Source organism: Tenacibaculum todarodis (assembly GCF_001889045.1).
Taxonomy (GTDB): Bacteria; Bacteroidota; Bacteroidia; order Flavobacteriales; family Flavobacteriaceae; genus Polaribacter; species Polaribacter todarodis.
Map to the genome: position 1 here is coordinate 2168636 of NZ_CP018155.1, position 19722 is coordinate 2188357.

Below are 19722 nucleotides of genomic sequence, written 5' to 3' on the forward strand. Positions count from 1 at the left end.
AAAACGCAAAATTTTCTATTCGGCAATTTTTTCTCCCATTTTAACAAAGGATTCAATTTTGTTTTTTGTGTTGGTAAGAATATCTTGGTCAATTTTAATTTTGTCTTTATCTACTAAAATTACAACTGTAGAACCTCCAAAAGCAAAATAGCCCATTTCATCTCCTTTATTTAAAGGTTTATTTGGCGTATAGGTTTCTATAATAGTTCCTACCATAGTTGCGCCAACTGGAGCCAATAAAACCTCACCTTTATCTTCTGTTTTTAATTCACAAAACTCACGTTTATTTTCACAAAAAACTTTGGTGAAATTACTTGCTAAAGCGTGTGGAGAAACAGAAAAATAACTACCTTTTATTGTTGTGGTTTCTGTTGGAATACCATCATACGGAAAATGAAAACGGTGATAATCATTAGGTGCTAATCTTAAAATTAACATGGAAGCATTTTTATATTTTTCAGCTAAGTTTTCACTACCTAAAAACTCAGAAAGTGTAAATTCTCTTCCTTTTACAAAGAAATTATGCACTTCAGAAATATCTTTAAAAGCTAACAACCTTCCATCTCCAGGAGACACAAAATTACTTTCAATTGGTCTAGCTGATGATTTTAATTTTCGGTAGAAAAAATCGTTAAATGTAGTAAACTCTTCTATTTTTTTAACCGATTCGGTCATGTCAATTTTTAACTCTTCAACAAAACCTTTAATCTTTTCAACCGATGAAGGTTTGTCCATTCTTCTACCATAAAAAGCAGAAATAAACTTTCGTTTTGCTATTGGCAACAAGGTTAACTTTGCAAACGGATTGTTATAAAAAAACTTCAATAAGTTTTCTGCTGGCGGAGTTTCGGTTTGTAATTCGCCTGTTTTTCTGTTTATATATTTAATTGTCATTAAAGAATTTTATAAAGAATGGTTAAAGATACTACAAGAAAACTGATTTTTAGAAATGATATAAAAAATTATACAGTATGTCATTCCGAACGAAGTATGAGGAGGAATCTCTAAAATATTAGATTTCTCAATCGCCCAAAAAGGCTCATTTAGGAATGACAAAACATTAAACTTCCATAGACATTAAAACCATTTTTAATTCCATGTAGGTAAAACTTGGATCTACTTTTTCTTTAAGTGCAGTTAATCCTTTTACTTCACCAGCAGCTTCTACTTCTTTTAATATTTTTTTATAGCGCTTTAATTCAATTAATTCTAGCACATCTATTTCTCCTGAAGAAATATAATTTGCTAAATGATTTTCTATAGTTCCAGCAGTTAAACTACGTGCTTTTCCAATTTCTTTTATGGAAAGTCCAGATTTAAACAACTCAAAAGATATTTGTTTCGTTGGTTTTTTATCTTCCTTTTTTTGCTCGTTGAATTTATTAATTCCGTTTTCTTCACAATAACTGTTTATTACTTCTAAAATTTCTTCACCATATTTAGAAACTCTAATTTTACCCATTCCTGAAATTTTTAACAATTCTTTTTCTGTTCGTGGAAGAAGATCACACATTGCGTATAAGGTTTCTTGCGTAAAAATTTGAAAAGCTGGTATACTTTCGGCAATTCTAATTTCGTCTCTTAATTCACGTAATTTTAACGCTAAAATAGGATCTCTTTTAGAAGAAAGTTTCTTTTTCTTTTTGGTTGGCGCTGTTTTTTGTAAAACCGCTTTGGCTCTTACTCCTAAATAATCTTTAGCTTTAAATCCTTTGCTCATTTTTTGAAGTGCAAACAGCTTTTCCATTAACCTTTCTTGCAATGCATCAAACTGTTTTGAGAAGTCTTTTTTTACCGCTTTATTATCTGTTGAAAACTCTATTGCATTTAGTGGTTTTAGAATATTCTCTTTTGTTTGTGTTATAAAATAATCGAGTGCTTTTGCAAAACGCTCTTGTATTGCTGAACTATTTTCGGGTAAAATGCCATCTTCGTTAATTTGAGCCAATTGATTTCTAAATCCGCTTGAAACTTTCATTAGCGCAACAACTCCTTTGTCTTTTATAATTTGAAGATGATCAATAACTTCACCTTTTATACTTGTTCTATTTTTATAAAAAATATCAATTAAACGCGTAGTTGGATATAAAAAAGGTTGATAATCAAACAATTCTGAAATTAAATTCAACTGAAATTGTTGTTCCGATTTGTTTAAAATACTTTCGTCAGGATGATTTTCTTCAACCGATTCATTAAAAGAACTAACCGTTTTATCATTTATAATTGCGCTGCTTGTAATTGGAGTTTTCAACACCAAGCCTTCCAAAGAAGTACATCTACTCATGGCAACATACGTTTGTCCGTGCGCAAAAGAAGCTTCGGCATCAATAATTGCTTTTTCAAAGGTTAATCCTTGGCTTTTATGAATAGTTATTGCCCAAGCTAAACGTAACGGAATTTGCTTAAACGAACCCGAAACATCTTCTTTTATCTCTTTTGTTTCTTCGTTAATTGAATAATTTATGTTTTCCCAAGTTTCTCTTTCTGCAACAATTTCGTCTATTTCATCGCCACATTGTACGGTTACATTTTCTCTTGAAATATCAGTTACGATTCCTATTTTACCGTTGAAAAATCTTTTTTCTGGTGAAGAATCATTTTTGATAAACATAACTTGTGCTCCAACTTTTAATTCTAGTTTTTCTGAATTCGGAAACGAATTTTCATTGAATTTACCAGAAACCTCAGCATCAAAATAATAACTTCTGTTAGAAATTTTATTCAGTTCAGAATCGTTAATTAAATTGGCTCTGTTGTTATGGGTGGTTAACGTGATGTAACCTTCTTCTTTGGTTGGTGAAAAAGTTGGATTGTAGCGTTTGTTTAAAATTGCAGCAGATTTTTCTGATAATTTATCGTTTCTAATTTCATTTAGAATTGTGATAAAATCTTCGTTTTTCTGACGATAAATATGCTTTAACTCAATAGAAACTACATTGGCTTCTTGATAAGCTTGAGAACTAAAAAAATAAACGGTATTGTAATATTGTTGTAGTAAACTCCATTCGTTTGGTCTAACAACTGGCGCTAACTGTTGTAAATCTCCAATCATTAAAACTTGTGCTCCACCAAATACCTTATTTCGGTTTTTGTAACGGCGCATTACTTGGTCTATTCCGTCTAACAAATCGGCACGAACCATAGAAATCTCATCAATAATTACTAAATCTAGTGATTTTATAATATCAATTTTTGTTCTTGAAAACTTACGTTGTTGGTTTGTATTGGCAATCTGATTTGGTAAAATAGGTCCAAATGGCATTTGAAAAAACGAATGAATAGTAACACCTTTTGCGTTAATTGCTGCAACACCTGTAGGCGCAACAATTACCATTCTTTTTAAAGATTCGCTTTTAATTTTATGCAGAAAAGTAGTTTTTCCTGTACCTGCTTTACCTGTGATAAAAAGATTTCTATCGGTTTTTTCTATAAACTGTAAGGCAAGTTCTAATTCAGGATTTTTAGGCATTGTAGCTTTTTTAGGATGCAAGGTAAAGAATACCTATTTATTTTCTTACTATTTTCTGCCTCTTTCTCAATGAAATTAAACCTAGTACTGGACCAATTGCTAAAACCATATAAATTTTATTTGAATCTAATATATTGGTTAAACTAGTAATATATTGAATACTAATAATTGTAATAGAAAAACCAATACAATTAACAATTGTAAGTGCAGTTCCTTTTAATTTTACAGGTGCATTTTGCGCAACTAGAGTAGATAAAAGAGGCGAGTCTGCAATAACAACAAATGCCCAAAATATTAGAAAACTTAAAAATAATATTTCATTGTTACTTCCCAAAATTAATGGAGAAATAATACAACATAAACAAGACAAAAACAATGCGATAAAAGCGGTTCTCTTTATACCAATTAACTTAGAAATATAACCACTAAAAATACAGGCAATGCTTCCTGTTGCTATAATTATAAAAGACCAAAGAGAAATATTAAGAGACAATTCTTGTTGTAAGCTATATTGCTTTAAAATAACAGGAACAAATGCCCAAAAAGCATACAATTCCCACATATGTCCAAAATAACCGAAAGCAGCCGATCTAAATTCTTTTTGATGGAAAACTTTAAAAAAAGCAAATAAATTTGTTTTCTGACTAGGCTTTCTAAAAGGCCCATTCGGAACAAATAGTAACATTATTAAACCACCCAAAAAGGCGAGTATAGATGTTGTTAGTATTGTGTATTTCCAGGAATAATAGCCTGTTACATTTTTTAGTAAATGTGGAAAAGCTGTCCCTAAAACTAAGGCACCAACTAAAAATCCTAAAGATTTTCCAAGATTATCTTTATAATAATCGGCAGCTATTTTCATTCCTACAGGATAGATTCCTGCTAGAAAGAAACCTGTAAAAAAGCGCATTGAAAGTAAACTGGTTATGTTATTATGGTCCCATAAAACACCTAAATTTAATAAAGCACCAAAAAAAGCACTTGTAAAAAACACTTTAGACGGAGAAAAACGATCTACAATTGTTAAAATAGCAAATATTAAAGTACCAATAATAAATCCAAACTGTACTGCTGAAGTTAAATGGCCTAATGCATTATCTTTTAAGTTAAAAGTAGTAACTATATCATTAATAACTCCATTACCTGCAAACCAAAGCGAGGTGCAGAAAAATTGAGAAATTACAATTATCGGAAGAATTATTTTAGTATTTCTAGGCACGTAAAATCTTTTCCATTTTTCTACCTTTTGCTAATTCATCTATTAGCTTTTCCATTTGACGGCATTGTTTATACAGCTCAAATTCAGGTTCTATTTCTTCTATTCTATAACCACAAACAACTCCTTTTATCATATGTGCATTAGGATGTAAGGTAGCTTCTTCAAAAAAAGTTTTATAGGTTACTTTTTCATCGATAAGCGATTGCAATTTCTCTTCATTAAAACCCGTAAACCATTCTAATACTTGATGAAATTCTTCGCGAGTTCTACCGTTTTTCTCTAATCTATTCCAGTAAAGTGGGTAAATAGTTGCAAATATCATATTGGCAACTTGCTCGTTTTTTTTGGTGGTTACTTTCATTTTGATTCAGTTTTTCTTTAGCTTTATTTCTTCATAAATTACCTAAGCAATTTTACATCATAATGCACAAATCATTATAATTATTTGACTTCTATGATGTGAGAAATTGAATATTTGACAATTCTATTTTGACCATCTTGATTACCAGGTTTCATTTTAGGCAATTGTTTTATAACTCTAATTATTTCACTTTTAATTTTTGGATGTGGTGCTCTTGCATTAATATTTACAATGTTTCCATTCATGTCTATAAGAAAACCTATTAAAACCATTTTCTTACCAGAAGATAAACCTAAGTTATTTGATATTTCTTGATTAAATTCTTTAAGAATGTGATTTCTAATAGATTTTGAAAAACAATCTTTTATTTCTTTTTTATTACCATTACAACCCGGAAAAACAGGTGGTTTTTCAATAATCATAAAAGAAATTTTCTCATTCAGATCTAACTTAGTATTTGTTTTTACTTCTGTTTTATTGTCATTTCCATTATCTATAAATTTAACTTTTTTATTTTTATAATTTATAGAGCCAATTAATTCACCATTTTTATCATAATTTTTCCATTCACCAATTTTTTCTCCTTTTTGGTAATTTCCAATATCAGTAAGTTGCCCATTAAAGTTGTAATTTTTCCAAACACCAGTTCTTAATCCATTAACTATTTCTCCAGTTTCTAATAATTTATCATCTGCATAACCTTTGTAAATACCACTTTTAACACCATTTATATAAGGCGTATGTATTACTACAGTAGTAAATATTTGATATGTGTATTTAATATTTACACCATGCTTTAAGCCAACATTATTATGTTCAATTTCTTCAGTTTTTCTTCCTTGTTCATCATAAAATACCCATTTGCCTATTATTTTTCCATTTTTTAATTTCCCAACGCAAAATAACTGACCATTTTCGTGATATAATTTCCATTCGCCTTTTTTTATTCCATTTTCATACTTCCCAATTTCACTTAATTGACCATTTTCGTGATAACGTTTCCATTCGCCTGTAGCAATATCATTTTCATACTTTCCAATTTCTTTTAGATTGCCATTATCAAAATATTCTTTATGTTCTTGAGCTGTTAATAAATTGATAGACATTATTATTGCTAAAAATATAATTGTTTTTCTCATAATTATGTATTGTTAAATATTTCAATTTAGATTTGTTGGGTTATTAAATACTACCGCGGGTTTATTTTATGGTTGCTAACTGTAGTATGCTCACAAACTCCATTTTTCTCCAATCTATTACAGTAAAGTGAATAAATAGTTGCGAAGATCATATTGGCAACTTGCTCGTTTTTTTAGCGGTTACTTTCATTTTGTTAGAATTGACTGAAAAATAAATATATTAATATAACTAAAAACACTATTCCATAGAATAGACTATCCTTACTCCTAATCCTTTTTTTAACTTTGGTTAACTCATCATTATCTTTATTTTCATTACCCAAGGATTTAAATTCTGATATTATAAACCAAATGGTTAATGATAAAAGGCAAAAAAAAATAAGTATCTTTTCAATGTTCATAGTAAGCTAAATTATATATATTTTATAAGAAAACCTAAAAGGATAAACTTCTACTCAAAAAAAGGAAAAAAGCCCACAAACAAGTTTAGCCCTGATTGAGCGGTCTGTTTGAGCTCTTTTTTGAAGAATGAAAAAAAGCGAGTAGCGAAAGCAGGAAATAGCTTCAAACAAAAAATCCCGCACTTTCGTACAGGATTTTTATATTTATAGGTCGAAATTTTTGACTACATTTCTAATGCTTTTGTTGGATTGTTATCCATCAATAATTCTGTAGGGTTTTCTAACGCTTCTTTAACAGCTACTAAGAAACCAACAGATTCTTTACCGTCAATAATTCTGTGATCGTAAGACAACGCAACGTACATAATTGGCTGAATTACCACTTGCCCGTCAACAGCCATTGGTCTGTTTACAATGTTGTGCATTCCTAAAATTGCACTTTGCGGTGGATTGATAATTGGCGTTGATAACATAGAACCAAAAACTCCACCATTTGTAATTGTAAACGTTCCTCCAGTCATTTCATCAACTGTAATTTGTCCGTCTCTTGCTCTAATAGCTAAACGTTTTACTTCGCTTTCTACACCTCTAAAAGATAAGTTTTCTGCATTTCTAATTACAGGAACCATTAATCCTTTTGGTCCAGAAACCGCGATAGAAACATCGATAAAATCGAACGATACCATTTCTTTTCCGTCAATCATAGAATTTACTGCTGGATACATTTCTAATGCACGTGCAACTGCTTTTGTAAAAAAGCTCATAAATCCTAATCCAACTCCATGCTTTTCTTTAAAGGCTACTTTAAACTGAGAACGTAAATCGAAAATTGGCTGCATGTTTACTTCGTTAAACGTAGTTAACATAGCTGTTTCGCTTTTTACAGCTACTAAACGTTCTGCAACTTTTCTACGTAACATAGACATTTTCTTACGCGAAGTTCCACGAGTACCACTTGCTGGTTGCGTTCCCATTGAAGGCACTGCTTTTGTAGCGTCTTCTTTAGTTACACGACCGTCTTTTCCAGTTCCTTTAACCGTTGAAGCTGCCATTCCTTTCTCAGCTAAAATTTTCTTAGCTGCTGGAGATGCAGTTCCGGTTGCGTATGTTGCAGCTTTAGGTGCTTCTTTTACTTCTACTTTCTTTTCTTCCGGCTTAGCTTCTGCCTTTGGAGCAGTAGATGAACCTTCAGGTTTAGCAGCAGCAGTATCAATTAAACACACAACAGCGCCAACTTCTACAGCATCACCTTCTTCAGCTTTTAAAGTAATAATACCACTTTCTTCTGCCGGTAATTCTAAGGTTGCTTTGTCTGAATCTACTTCTGCAATTGGTTGATCTTTTTCAACATAATCGCCATCTTCAACTAGCCAAGTTGCAATTTCTACTTCTGTAATTGATTCTCCCGGAGAAGGAACTTTCATTTCTAAAACACTCATGGTTTCTTAATTTATTTTAATCTGAAATTCTATTTTATTCTTTTTGGGCGTTTTAACAGGCTTTACACTGTATCTTTTTTATGAAAAATAAAAAAGGTTAAAGCTACTAGAAAGTAGCTGAACGGTGGAAATCCTTAACGCACGCTTACTTATTATGTTCAGTTATTAATCGAACACTTTATCTAATACTTCTTGATGACGTTTTTTATAACGTGTACTTGAACCTGCAGCTGGTGCAGCTTGGTATCCTCTAGAAGCAACTTCTAATCTATCTACAAAATCGAAACGCTCTAACATATAACCCCAAGCTCCCATATTTTTAGGCTCTTCTTGTGCCCAAACATAGCGTTCAACATTCGGATATTTTGCAATAACGTCTTTAATTTTTTCTTCGTGTAACGGAAATAATTGTTCAATTCTTACCAAAGCAACATCTTCTCTACCTAATTGTTCGCGTTCTGCTAACATATCATAATAGAATTTACCCATACAGAATACCATTTTGGTAACGTTCTTTGGGTTAATTGTATCGTCTATTACTTCGTTAAAACCTCCTTCAGCTAAATCTTCAATAGTGTTTACAGCCTTTGGATGACGTAATAAACTCTTTGGTGTAAAGACAACTAAAGGTTTTCTAAAGTCACGTTTCATTTGTCTACGTAACAAATGGTACATATTTGCTGGATTAGAACAATTTGCAACCGTAATATTATCTACAGCACATTGTTGTAAAAAACGTTCTATTCTACCTGATGAATGTTCTGGTCCTTGACCTTCATATCCATGTGGTAATAAAACTACCAATCCGTTTTGTAACTTCCACTTATCTTCAGCAGACGTTATATATTGATCAAAAACAATTTGTGCTCCGTTGGCAAAATCTCCAAACTGTGCTTCCCAAATAGTTAATGTTTTTGGTGTTGCCATTGCATACCCATAATCGAATCCTAAAACTCCGTATTCCGATAAATGACTATTGTAAATTGTTAATTTTCCTTTATTGTTTGTGTTTGTGTTTAATAAATTAACACGTTCTAAGGTGTTTTCGTCGCGCATAATTGCATGACGGTGAGAGAATGTTCCTCTTTCTACATCTTCCCCAGAGATTCTAACATCAAAACCTTCTTCTAATAAACTTCCGTAAGCTAAGTTCTCTGCAATTCCCCAATCTAAAGAATTTTCTTGAAATACCATTTTCTCACGACCTTGTAAAATACGTTCTGCTTTACGCACAAACTTATGCCCTTCTGGAGTTGTTGAAATTACTTTAGCAATCTCTTTTAATTTATCTGCCGAATACGTTGTGTCGGTAGACTCCAACATATCTTTTAATTGTTTGCGGACAAAACCATCCCAAACTTCTGGCATAAATTCTTGAATCTTAGAAGTAGTTTTCTTTTTAGATTGTGTAAATTCTTCTTCTAAGTGTTCTTTAAATTCATTAGTAATTTGCGTTACATATTCCGCAGTAATACTTCCGTTTGCAATTAATTGCTGAGCATAAATATCTTTTGCGTTTTTATGTTTTGCAATTGCTTTATATAATTCTGGTTGCGTAAAACGAGGTTCATCACCTTCGTTATGCCCATATTTTCTATATCCTAATAAATCTATGTAAATGTCTTTTTTAAACTTCATTCTGTATTCTACAGCCATTTCCATAGCGTGACAAACAGCTTCTGCATTATCTGCATTTACATGTAAAACTGGCGATAAAGTTACTTTTGCAACATCTGTACAATAGGTACTAGAACGTGCATCTAAATAATTCGTTGTAAAACCAACTTGGTTATTTACAACAATATGGATAGATCCACCAGTTTTATAACCGTTTAAAGTCATCATTTGTGCTATTTCATAGGCAATTCCTTGTCCAGCAATAGCCGCATCTCCATGTACTATAATTGGTAATATTTTACTATTATCTCCTTCGTAATCTTTATCGATTTTGGCTCTAACAATTCCTTCAGCAACTGCAGCTACAGTTTCTAAATGAGATGGATTTGGAACTAAATTCATCTTCATTTCTTGCCCCCCTTTGTAGGCTTTACTTAATGTTAATCCTAAGTGATACTTAACATCTCCACTAATTGTTTGATCTTCGAAATCTTTTCCTTCAAACTCGCTAAATAAATCGCGAACAGGTTTTTTAAAGATGTTTACCAATGTGTTTAAACGACCACGGTGTGCCATCCCTAAAACACATTCTTTAACACCATATTTTTCAGCGGCATCACGAAGTGCAACACTTAATCCTGGAATTAATGTTTCTCCACCTTCAACAGAAAAACGTTTTTGACCAACATATTTCGTTTGTAAAAAGCTTTCGAATGTTGAAGCTTGATTTAGTTTTGTAAGAATATATTTTTTTCCTTCTAAATCGTAATTTGGATGATTATCGTTTTTATTCAAACGGTTTTGCCACCATTTTAATTCTTCTGGATTTCGAATATACATATACTCTACTCCAATACTATCACAATAAATTGCCTTTAAATGGTCAATAATTTGTGCTAATGTTTTGGCTCCAATACCTAAAACTTCTCCTGCACTAAATACAGTTGACAAATCATTTTTAGTAAGTCCAAAATTTTCAACTTCTAAAAGAGGTGTATATTTTCTACGTTCACGAACTGGATTTGTTTTAGTGAACAAATGTCCACGAGAACGATACCCATCAATTAAATCTATTACCAAAAATTCTTTGCGAACTCCTTCAGGTATTTCAGATGAAACTTCTTCATTATCCGAATATTCTTCATTTGCGAGGTCATATCCTTGAAAAAAACTTCTCCAACTTGGTTCTACCGCGTCAGGATTTTTTTGATATTGCTCGTACAAATCTGCTATAAATCCTGTATGTGCTGCGTTTAAGAACGAAAACTTATCCATATTATTATTTACTTATAGTATATATAATTAAAACAAAAATACAAATTTTACTAAATCTAGCTATTGTTTTAGATTGAAAATAAAAAATGAAAAAAAAATCATTTTTTTTCATTTTTATTTTGGCTGTTTTCAAAAATGGCATATATTTGCACTCGCTAAACACAAATGGTGTTACGCAAACTCCTCCTTAGCTCAGTTGGTTAGAGCATCTGACTGTTAATCAGAGGGTCTTAGGTTCGAGTCCTAAAGGAGGAGCAAAAAAGTTCATTAAAATAAAGACTGCGAAAGTAGCTCAGGGGTAGAGCATCACCTTGCCAAGGTGGGGGTCGCGGGTTCAAATCCCGTCTTTCGCTCTATACTTTGAAAAAATTCCAATGCTGAAGTGGTGGAATTGGTAGACACGTTGGACTTAAAATCCAATGTCCATTAGGACGTGCGGGTTCAAGTCCCGCCTTCAGTACTAAAAGCCTTGTTAATCGTTTGATTTTCAAGGCTTTTTTAATTTAAAAAAACCTTAATCATTATAATAATGATTAAGGTTTTTCTTTTTTATATTAATTTCAAATTTATTATTACTTCATCAATTCACTAACTTTTACTCCAAACCTTTTTGTAAAAACCTTATTAAAGTAATCTGTACTATTTAAACCGACTGCATAAGTAACTTCTTTTATCGTTTGAAACTCATGCTTCATTATTAATTCATATGCTTTTAACAAACGTATTTCTAGAATAATTTTAACAGTAGTTAAGCCTGTATTCGCTTGTAAAATTCTACCTAACTGTTTTGAACTATAATTACAGGCTGCTGCCAAATCATTAACTGTAAATTCTGAATTACTTAAGTTTTTTAAAATAATTGCACGTACTTTATTTACAAACTCTGAATTATGTCCAGAAACCTCAACGCCTTCATAAGTTATGTTTTGTAATTTTTCACGACATACTTTATTCTCTAATAAATTATAAATTCTCGATTGTATTTCTGTACTTTTAAATGGTTTTACAATAAAATCATCTATTCCTAAAGATAGTTTTAAAGCATCCATCTCCTCGGGTGGTGAAGCAGATAATAAAATAAAAGGGGTTTCATTATAGTTTTCAAGTTTATTTAACGCCTCTTTAAATTCAAAACCCTGCATAATTGGCATATATAAATCAGACAGTACAACCACAAATTGATGTTCTCTTGCTAATATTAAACCATCCTTTCCATTATAAGCGGTAAAGCAATTAAATTCCTTAGATAATAGCTCTTTTAAGAAAGATAATATTTCTCCATTATCATCAACAATTAGAATTTTAGGTAGTGTATTTTCAATAGGAACACTCTCTTCTTCTAATGTATCTACCGGATTTACTAAAATATATTGCGGCGAGTTTTCAATAATTTGTATTTCATTATTAAAATTCAAAGGTAAAGTAACCTTAAAAACACTACCGTTATTTTTTTTACTTGTAACCGTTACTTTTCCATTTAATTTATTAACTAATTCACATACTAAAGATAGACCAATACCAAAACCTCCTGAGGTTAAATGTTCTTTCGATTGAAAGAAACGAGAGAAAATATGTGGCAAATCTTGTTCAGAAATCCCAATTCCTTCATCTTTTATAGTAATACACATTTCGTATTCAGCAACCTCTACATCAATATAAATAGCAGCACCATCTCTACTGTATTTTATAGCATTAGTAATAAGGTTGTTCATTATTTTTGTTAAACTACTATACTCATAAATAAATTGATCTCGCGTAACTTTTACATTGGTTTTATAAAAGAGATTTATGTTTTTTAAGGTTACATTTCCTTCAAAAGAATAGACTAATTCTTTTAAAAAGATTCCCATATTTTTTATACTAGTTTGTGTTTTTAATGTTTTCTTTTCTAGTTTTAAAACAGTTAAAAAGTCGTTGAGATAACTAATAACCGACTCACTACTTTTAATAGTTTTATCTGTATAGGATAATATTTTATTACTATCAAAAACATTTTTCCTAATTAACTCCAGGTAACCTGTAATAATAGTAATAGGTGTTCTTATTTCGTGTGATAAATTTTCTATGTAAGTATTTTTTAGCGCTACGATTTCTTCAGTTCGTTCTTTTACCGTTTGCTCCAGCAGTACGTTTGCTCTTTTTAAACGCCTTCCATTAAAGTAAGCAATTAGATATATTAGTGTTGAAATTAGAATCAAATAGGTAATGTATGCAAATAACGACCTATACCATGGAGGAATAATAGCGAAATCAAAAACATCTGCTTCACTAATTTTACCATAAATATTTTTTGCGCGAACATGAAATTTATAATCTCCTTCCTTTAAATTTATATATTCTATTTCTTGATTATTAGACCATTTAGACCAACCTTCTTCAAAACCTTCTAACTTGGTTTGATATAGTGTTAAATCTTCACTATAAAAAAATGGTGATGCAAATTGAAATAAAATCTTGTTTAAATTATAATCTATTCTTGGTGTATTTTGAACCAATCCTTCATTTGTATTAGATTTTGTACCAAAATAGATAACACTATCTTTCTTAATTTCAACTTTTCTAATAAGAGCGGAAAAGGATTTTGGACCTTGAGGGACTTTCCCTTTGAACCTAAACAAACCTTCAGGGCCACCAAACCAAACAGTGCTGTCTTTTTCTTCATACAATAAAGAGACATCTGCTTCATTCATCTCTTTAAAAGGAACGTTTTTAACCGTATAAGATCCTTCATTATTTGGTGAAGCAACGCTAAAAAATGATTTCCCTTTTACTTTTCCTCCAATCCAAACTCTTCCTAATGAATCTGACGTAAATGAAAATGTTTTATGACTTCCATTACAATACTCTATTCCGAATAATGAATCTGGTTTAAACTTATTTTCTTCCTCAGAAAAATGATAAAGTCCTTTATTAGTATTAAAAAATAATTCTCCATTTATGTTAACTGGGAAATTATTTTTAAGCGATGGTAAATTATCTTTAAGTCCGTATTGTGTTATTTCACTAGGAATCAAAACATTTTCTGACAATTCTACCTTATAAACACCTTTAAAAACGCTCCCTAACCAAATGAAGCCATCATCATCCTCATAAATATAACGAATATCTGCATCTATTCCAGAAACTTTTCCGAGTGAATTCCATTGAGAATTCTTAAACTCCATAGCAATTAAGCCCTCTGAAGTACCAAGGTAAACTATAGAAAGTTTGCTTTTAGATTGATACATTACCCAAGTTGAAGCATCTAAAATTTTGGTGGTTTTATTTGTGCTTAACTCAACAATTCCTTTATCAAATGTACTAACAAGATATTTTGGTAAAAATGGCCTTTCAGGGTTCTTAAAAGTGAGGAAATTTGTGCTTTCATTTTCAAAAATCACTTTTTCAGCAACTTTATCACCTGTCATTGAGCGCAAACCACCAAAAGAAGCGATATACAACTTATTATCTATCCGCAATAAATCAAGCGGCTTACTCTTAATTCCTTGTTGCCTAGTCCAATGACTAAGTTGCGAATTAATATCCACTTTACTAATTCCATTATCTGTTGTCAACCATAAAATACCAGAGCTGTCTTGATATAAATTCCAAATAATATCAGTTAGCAAACCATTTTTAGAACTTAGCTTTTGCTTAAACTCTCCATCTTTACTAACATGATAAAAACCCGACAATGTTGCTATACCAAATGATCCATCTTTAAGAAGAATATAAGTATATACTTCTACACCTTTAAGTTGTTTGGTAATTTCAAAATGAGATTGTTGTATAAAATCTGAAGAAGAAATATCTTTTACAGAAAGGTCTATTGTATAAAATTTATTTGTAAAAACATCTAACCCTAAAATTTTATTGTCCTCAATTTCTCTGTAAGTCCAAATATATTTATCCTTAAAAAAATTTCCAAAAGAGACATCTACAACCGAATCTTTTTCTATTTTCATTAATCCTTTCTTCAAGGCATGATAATACATTTGATGATTGTAAGAAAATGATCCCCAAATTTGATGCTCACTTTCAATTGTTTTTAAATTATTATTTTCTAATATAAAAATATACTTATATGAAAAGAAATATACTTTATTATCCAGTATTTTAATATCCCATATATCATTAAATAAACCAAAGGCATCTGAAATATTATCAATTAATGAAACATAGACTAATTTCCCTACTTTATCTGGTGAGAGATATCCGAACTCATTAATTCCACCCACATAAATTCTTCCATTATCATCTTTTGCTAATGCGCGTAAATTTGATTGATTTGGAAGCTGTATTAACCTCCAATTAACGCCATCATATTCTAAAACACCATCAGTATTACCAAAATAAAGCAAACCATTGCTCCCTTCAATTACATTCCAATTTTGCTCGTGAGCACGATATTCTTTATAACCATAATTAACTACATTATTTGCACTTTTTTCTTGTGCAAAAGAAATAGCACTTATTAATGCTATTATTAAAAATAATGTCTTTTCAAATTTTAAATATTTCATCAAATAATACATAAGTATTTATTGTACTTTTTTAAAAATAAATCTTCCGTTTTTTAGCCTAAAAATAAGATTAATACTTTTCATTAATAGTCTGAATCTTCTTGTAATTTTCATTCTTAACTTGAAAATTTGAGGTTAATACAAATTTATGAAAAACAAAAAAAAGAACACTCTTAATAATTAACAGACTAAAGAAGATGTCTAAAAAAAAGCTATACATGTCTAAAAAAAGAGCATTTAATACCATGATTTTCAATTAGTTGATTTTAAAAAAATGATTCTTATGTCTAAAAAAAATGATTCCCTGTCTTAAAAAAAGGATTAAACACAAGAACAGATAACGAATTTTGCATTCCATACCCCCAAAACTTAATATTCACTCTAAATTATTGTTTAAAATCAACTAATTGAAAATAATGTTAAAAAAGGGATCTACAAAAAATTATAATAAAACTCATTTTAACGATGCATACTCTTCTCTCAGCATCATAAAAAAATTAGAAAGTAACAGTACTGTATCTATTCTTGCAACAAGTTCAAAAATAAGATCATTCTTTACAATTATAAAATCAGAATTATTCAATAGTACTAAAGGGTTAGTATACAAAAGTGCAAGTAGGAATAAAGCTATAGTAATTAACATAAGTTCTATTATGAATGCAGCAAATACAATTCTACTAAATAGTACTGCAAAAAATTCTAATACAACAAATTAAAAAAAATCATATGAAAGCTCATATAATTATCAATTTTATAGCAAATAAAAAGGCATTATTAATATTATGTTTTTTCATGTTAGTTGTATTCAATACTAATGCTCAATTAATTCCTGCAACAAATGGACGTACAAATCCTTGTGGTGATTGTGTTCCAAACGGTTGGTCAGATAATGGAGGCACACCAGATGTTTCGAATAAAGATGTTGTAGCTGGTACTGGTGGGGGATTAGGTGCTGGACAGGCTTGGACAAATGCTCCGTTAACATTACCTCCTAATGGACATACAACATGGATTACAGTAAGAGATGTTGGTACACTTACAGGTGAAGAGGCCGTAGGAACAACTATTACAGGTCTTACCATTGGTGAAACTTATGAAGTAATAATATATTCTATGTCTGCGTTAGCGCCTACTTATAGTCCTAAATACATTGATTACTACCAATATCAAATTCAAGGCTTTTCAGAAGTAAATGTTACACCTGTAACTCGAGAGATTTGGCAGACTAATAGAGCTAGATTTGTTGCTACAAATACCAGTAGAACTTTCGAATTTACACCTGGAAATAATATGGGAAATAGCACAGCTAATTTAGAATCCGTAAATATTTCTGTATCTCTTAATGCAATAAACAAAGCACCAAATGCTGATGACAATTCAGCTACTACAGCTATAAATACAACTACAGTTTTTAATATTGTTAGTACGGATTCTGATTCTGATGGTAACATAGTAAATTCTACGGTAGACTTAAATACATCAACTCCAGGAATACAGAACACAAACTCGACAACCGAAGGTAATTGGAGTGTGGATAGTTCTGGAAATGTAACATTTATCCCAAATTCAAATTTTCTTGGAGCGGCAACATTAAATTATACTGTTAATGATGATTATAGTTTAGATGGGAATTCTGTACCTGCAACATCTAATCCAGCTACTTTGACTGTAACTGTATTACCTGATAACGATGGAGATGGAATTTTAGACACTGTAGACGAGGATGATGATAATGACGGAATTTTGGACGCAATAGAATTAGGAACTTGTAACACTAATAACTCTACTTTAAATTGGGATAACGAATATATTGAAGGCGGTAACAGTTTTACCTCTGGTCAAGACCCAATTGCAACAAATCCTAGTTTAACAATTAATGGAACAAAAATAAAGTTATCAAGAACAACTACAGGTACATTAAATACACAGGAATATAGAATAAACGATTTTTACACAACAAACCCAAGTTATACTTTATTACAAAGCTCTGTTACAAATAGCTATTCGATACATACATTTGAATTTACTGAAGCCATATATAATCTTGGATTCACAATATATGATCTTGATAAAGATATTAATTTTACAGATAATGTTCAATTAGTAATTACAAAAATAGATGGAACAACACACACACTAACTGTTTCTGAATATATATTAAACGGTCAAACACACACATCTCCTAATACTTTTACAGGTACAGGATCAGACACCAATGCTAATCTTATTATTTCAGGTATTAAAGCTTGGGTTTCTAAAATAGATGTTCTATTTAAAAATGTAGATACTACACCTAGCAATAATCACGGTATAGGTATAGGTAGTTTTAATTTTTGTAATACTCCATTAGATACAGATAATGACGGAACTCCTGATTATAAAGATTTAGATTCTGATAATGATGGTTGTTCAGATGCATTAGAAGCTGGCACAACAACAAATCAAACCACAAATTATCAGTTTCCTTCTAACGATGTAAGCTCAACAGGTGTTCCAAATACAGCTGCGTCATCTAATAACACAGGTGCTTTTCAAGATCCAAACGTAAAGTCCTGTAATTGCCCATTTGCTTCAGGAATAGATACAGATAATGATGGAATAGATGACGTTTGTGATTTAGATGATGATAATGATGGTATTTTAGACTCCAATGAGTGTACTATTTTAAGTTTTCAAACAGGAATCAACCCTACTCCAATTAATGGAGCAACTACAAATAATGCTCAAGTAGGAAACGTATTTTTTTATTCCAACGCAATATCTGATGGTAATGCACTTAATTATGACCTTAGATTAGAAATTCTATCAAAGAACCATGCAATAGAAGTAACTTCAGATGTAACTATAAAGATGCCAAATCATGTAGCAAATGCAAATGAGTATGTTACTTATAATGTAGCAGTTGTGGAAGCTGGAAGTGTAACCAATACAACACCAAATGGTATACCCGTAACACTTACAAATGTAACAACTGGTAATTACGATATAGATGCTTCTGGAGGGCAAAATTATAGTGATATTGGAGGGGTTAGTACAAACTCTGGAGCTGAACAAAATGTGTCTACGGTAGGTAATAATGTAGAATTCTTTACCAATCCGAATTACCCAACAGGTTTTGATACGATACGGTTAAAAACATTTGGAACAAATAATAATGATACTTTTAATGAGAACAATGCTTTAATAACTAATTATAATAATTTTCAAAATGAAACTTATTTATTTGGTATAAATGGGCCAGCTGCAAGTACAGAAAGAGCTGCTTGGTTTAATTTAACAGGGTTTATATGTCAAGACACAGATAATGACACTATTCCTGATAATCTAGATACAGATAGTGACAATGATGGTTGTCCAGATGCGGTAGAAGCTAATGGTAGTTTTATCGTGTCTCAATTAACAACGTTAACAGGAGGTTCTAATGGTGTTGATAGTAGTTTATTGAATTTTGGTATAACTGTAAACAATACAGAAGGAAGTGCTAATTACGGAGTACCAATAGCAGATGCAAATGGTTTAGATATTTCAACAGACACACCGCAAGATACTACTCCCGCTGGTTTAGACAAAGATGACACATCTGCATGTGTTACGGATGTAGATTTAAGCTTAACGAAAACAGTAAATAAAGCAATTGTAAAAGTTGGAGATACAATAGTGTATACACTAACAGTAAAGAACGATGGACCATCAGATGCCACGGGAGTTCAAGTAACAGATGTATTACCTTCTGGTGTAACATATAATTCAACAGGAACTGGTACTGTAATTCCATCAGGAACAACTTACAATGATGCATTAACACCAAATATTTGGAATATTGGAAACGTTGCAGTTAACCAAACAATAATTTTGCAACTAGAAGTAACAGTTAACGGCGCTGGTACAATAACTAATACTTCCGAAATAACACACGGTGATCAGCCAGATACAGATTCCGTACCAAATAATAGTAAATAAGTATTGTTCTAAAAATAATTTTTCTCTACGCAAAAGAAATAATCCTAGTTAGATTAACTAATAAATTTCTTTTGCTTTTTCTTATTAAAAAGAGAAAAATGAAGAGGAAATTATTATAGCTATATTTAAAAAACCCTTTAAAAACAACGTTTTTAAAGGGTTTACCGTACTCGAGGTGGGAATCGAACCCACACTTCCGAAAAAACTGGATTTTGAATCCAGCGCGTCTACCAATTCCGCCACTCGAGCTAAAAATAAACTTGTTGCAAAGCTAAAAAATATTTTTCTGTTAATCTTCTAATAATATAGATAACTCGTTAAATAATTTCTATTTTTGCAA

Annotated in this window: 9 protein-coding genes and 4 tRNA genes; 4 read left to right on the top strand and 9 right to left on the bottom strand. The window is 31.0% G+C overall.

Features of this window, described 5'->3' with window-relative positions; all coding sequences use genetic code 11:
- Window positions 1–15: 15 nt before the first annotated feature.
- From LPB136_RS09890 to LPB136_RS09920, 7 genes are all read right to left on the bottom strand, one after another.
- Window positions 16–894, bottom strand: a complete 879-nt coding sequence (locus LPB136_RS09890; protein ID WP_072556169.1) for a phosphatidylserine decarboxylase — start codon at window positions 892–894, stop codon at window positions 16–18.
- Between the two features lie 166 nt (window positions 895–1060).
- Window positions 1061–3469 (bottom strand): helix-turn-helix domain-containing protein, encoded by a 2409-nt coding sequence (locus tag LPB136_RS09895; RefSeq protein WP_072556170.1) that lies wholly within the window; start codon window positions 3467–3469, stop codon window positions 1061–1063.
- Between the two features lie 37 nt (window positions 3470–3506).
- Entirely contained in the window at window positions 3507–4688 is a 1182-nt protein-coding gene (locus tag LPB136_RS09900) for an MFS transporter (RefSeq protein WP_072556171.1), read from the bottom strand.
- On the bottom strand, window positions 4681–5049 hold the full coding sequence (locus LPB136_RS09905; protein ID WP_072556172.1) for a DUF2200 domain-containing protein: 369 nt from the start codon (window positions 5047–5049) through the stop codon (window positions 4681–4683). The genes LPB136_RS09900 and LPB136_RS09905 overlap by 8 nt, the downstream gene beginning before the upstream one ends.
- Before the next feature lie 80 nt (window positions 5050–5129).
- Window positions 5130–6188 (bottom strand): toxin-antitoxin system YwqK family antitoxin, encoded by a 1059-nt coding sequence (locus tag LPB136_RS09910; protein WP_072556173.1) that lies wholly within the window; start codon window positions 6186–6188, stop codon window positions 5130–5132.
- A 625-nt stretch (window positions 6189–6813) separates the two neighbouring features.
- Entirely contained in the window at window positions 6814–8028 is a 1215-nt protein-coding gene (gene odhB / locus LPB136_RS09915) for a 2-oxoglutarate dehydrogenase complex dihydrolipoyllysine-residue succinyltransferase (protein WP_072556174.1), read from the bottom strand.
- A gap of 165 nt (window positions 8029–8193) precedes the next feature.
- Window positions 8194–10920 (bottom strand): 2-oxoglutarate dehydrogenase E1 component, encoded by a 2727-nt coding sequence (locus LPB136_RS09920; protein ID WP_072556175.1) that lies wholly within the window; start codon window positions 10918–10920, stop codon window positions 8194–8196.
- 181 nt (window positions 10921–11101) lie between these two features.
- Here LPB136_RS09920 and LPB136_RS09925 point away from each other — a divergent pair.
- From LPB136_RS09925 to LPB136_RS09935, 3 genes are all read left to right on the top strand, one after another.
- A tRNA-Asn gene (locus LPB136_RS09925) sits at window positions 11102–11175 on the top strand.
- A 26-nt stretch (window positions 11176–11201) separates the two neighbouring features.
- A tRNA-Gly gene (locus LPB136_RS09930) sits at window positions 11202–11273 on the top strand.
- Window positions 11274–11296: 23 nt separating this feature from the next.
- A tRNA-Leu gene (locus LPB136_RS09935) sits at window positions 11297–11380 on the top strand.
- A 112-nt stretch (window positions 11381–11492) separates the two neighbouring features.
- On the opposite strand, the gene LPB136_RS09940 is transcribed toward LPB136_RS09935, so the two are convergent.
- Entirely contained in the window at window positions 11493–15422 is a 3930-nt protein-coding gene (locus tag LPB136_RS09940) for a hybrid sensor histidine kinase/response regulator transcription factor (RefSeq protein WP_072556176.1), read from the bottom strand.
- 726 nt (window positions 15423–16148) lie between these two features.
- On the opposite strand from LPB136_RS09940, the gene LPB136_RS09950 reads away from it, so the two are divergent.
- Window positions 16149–19382 carry an Ig-like domain-containing protein gene (locus LPB136_RS09950; protein ID WP_083426211.1) on the top strand — a complete coding sequence of 1078 codons (3234 nt, stop codon included), beginning with the start codon at window positions 16149–16151 and terminating at the stop codon, window positions 19380–19382.
- Window positions 19383–19549: 167 nt separating this feature from the next.
- Here LPB136_RS09950 and LPB136_RS09955 read toward each other — a convergent pair.
- Window positions 19550–19631, bottom strand: a tRNA-Leu gene (locus LPB136_RS09955).
- Between the last annotated feature and the right edge of the window lie 91 nt (window positions 19632–19722).

Excerpts from the sequence above, each read along its gene's own strand:
- LPB136_RS09905 (WP_072556172.1), bottom strand. The coding sequence starts at position 5,049 with ATGAAAGTAACCACCAAAAAAAACGAGCAAGTTGCCAATATGATATTT.
- LPB136_RS09950 (WP_083426211.1), top strand. The coding sequence starts at position 16,149 with ATGAAAGCTCATATAATTATCAATTTTATAGCAAATAAAAAGGCATTA.
- LPB136_RS09895 (WP_072556170.1), bottom strand. The coding sequence starts at position 3,469 with ATGCCTAAAAATCCTGAATTAGAACTTGCCTTACAGTTTATAGAAAAA.
- LPB136_RS09890 (WP_072556169.1), bottom strand. The coding sequence starts at position 894 with ATGACAATTAAATATATAAACAGAAAAACAGGCGAATTACAAACCGAA.
- LPB136_RS09920 (WP_072556175.1), bottom strand. The coding sequence starts at position 10,920 with ATGGATAAGTTTTCGTTCTTAAACGCAGCACATACAGGATTTATAGCA.
- odhB (WP_072556174.1), bottom strand. The coding sequence starts at position 8,028 with ATGAGTGTTTTAGAAATGAAAGTTCCTTCTCCGGGAGAATCAATTACA.
- LPB136_RS09940 (WP_072556176.1), bottom strand. The coding sequence starts at position 15,422 with ATGAAATATTTAAAATTTGAAAAGACATTATTTTTAATAATAGCATTA.
- LPB136_RS09910 (WP_072556173.1), bottom strand. The coding sequence starts at position 6,188 with ATGAGAAAAACAATTATATTTTTAGCAATAATAATGTCTATCAATTTA.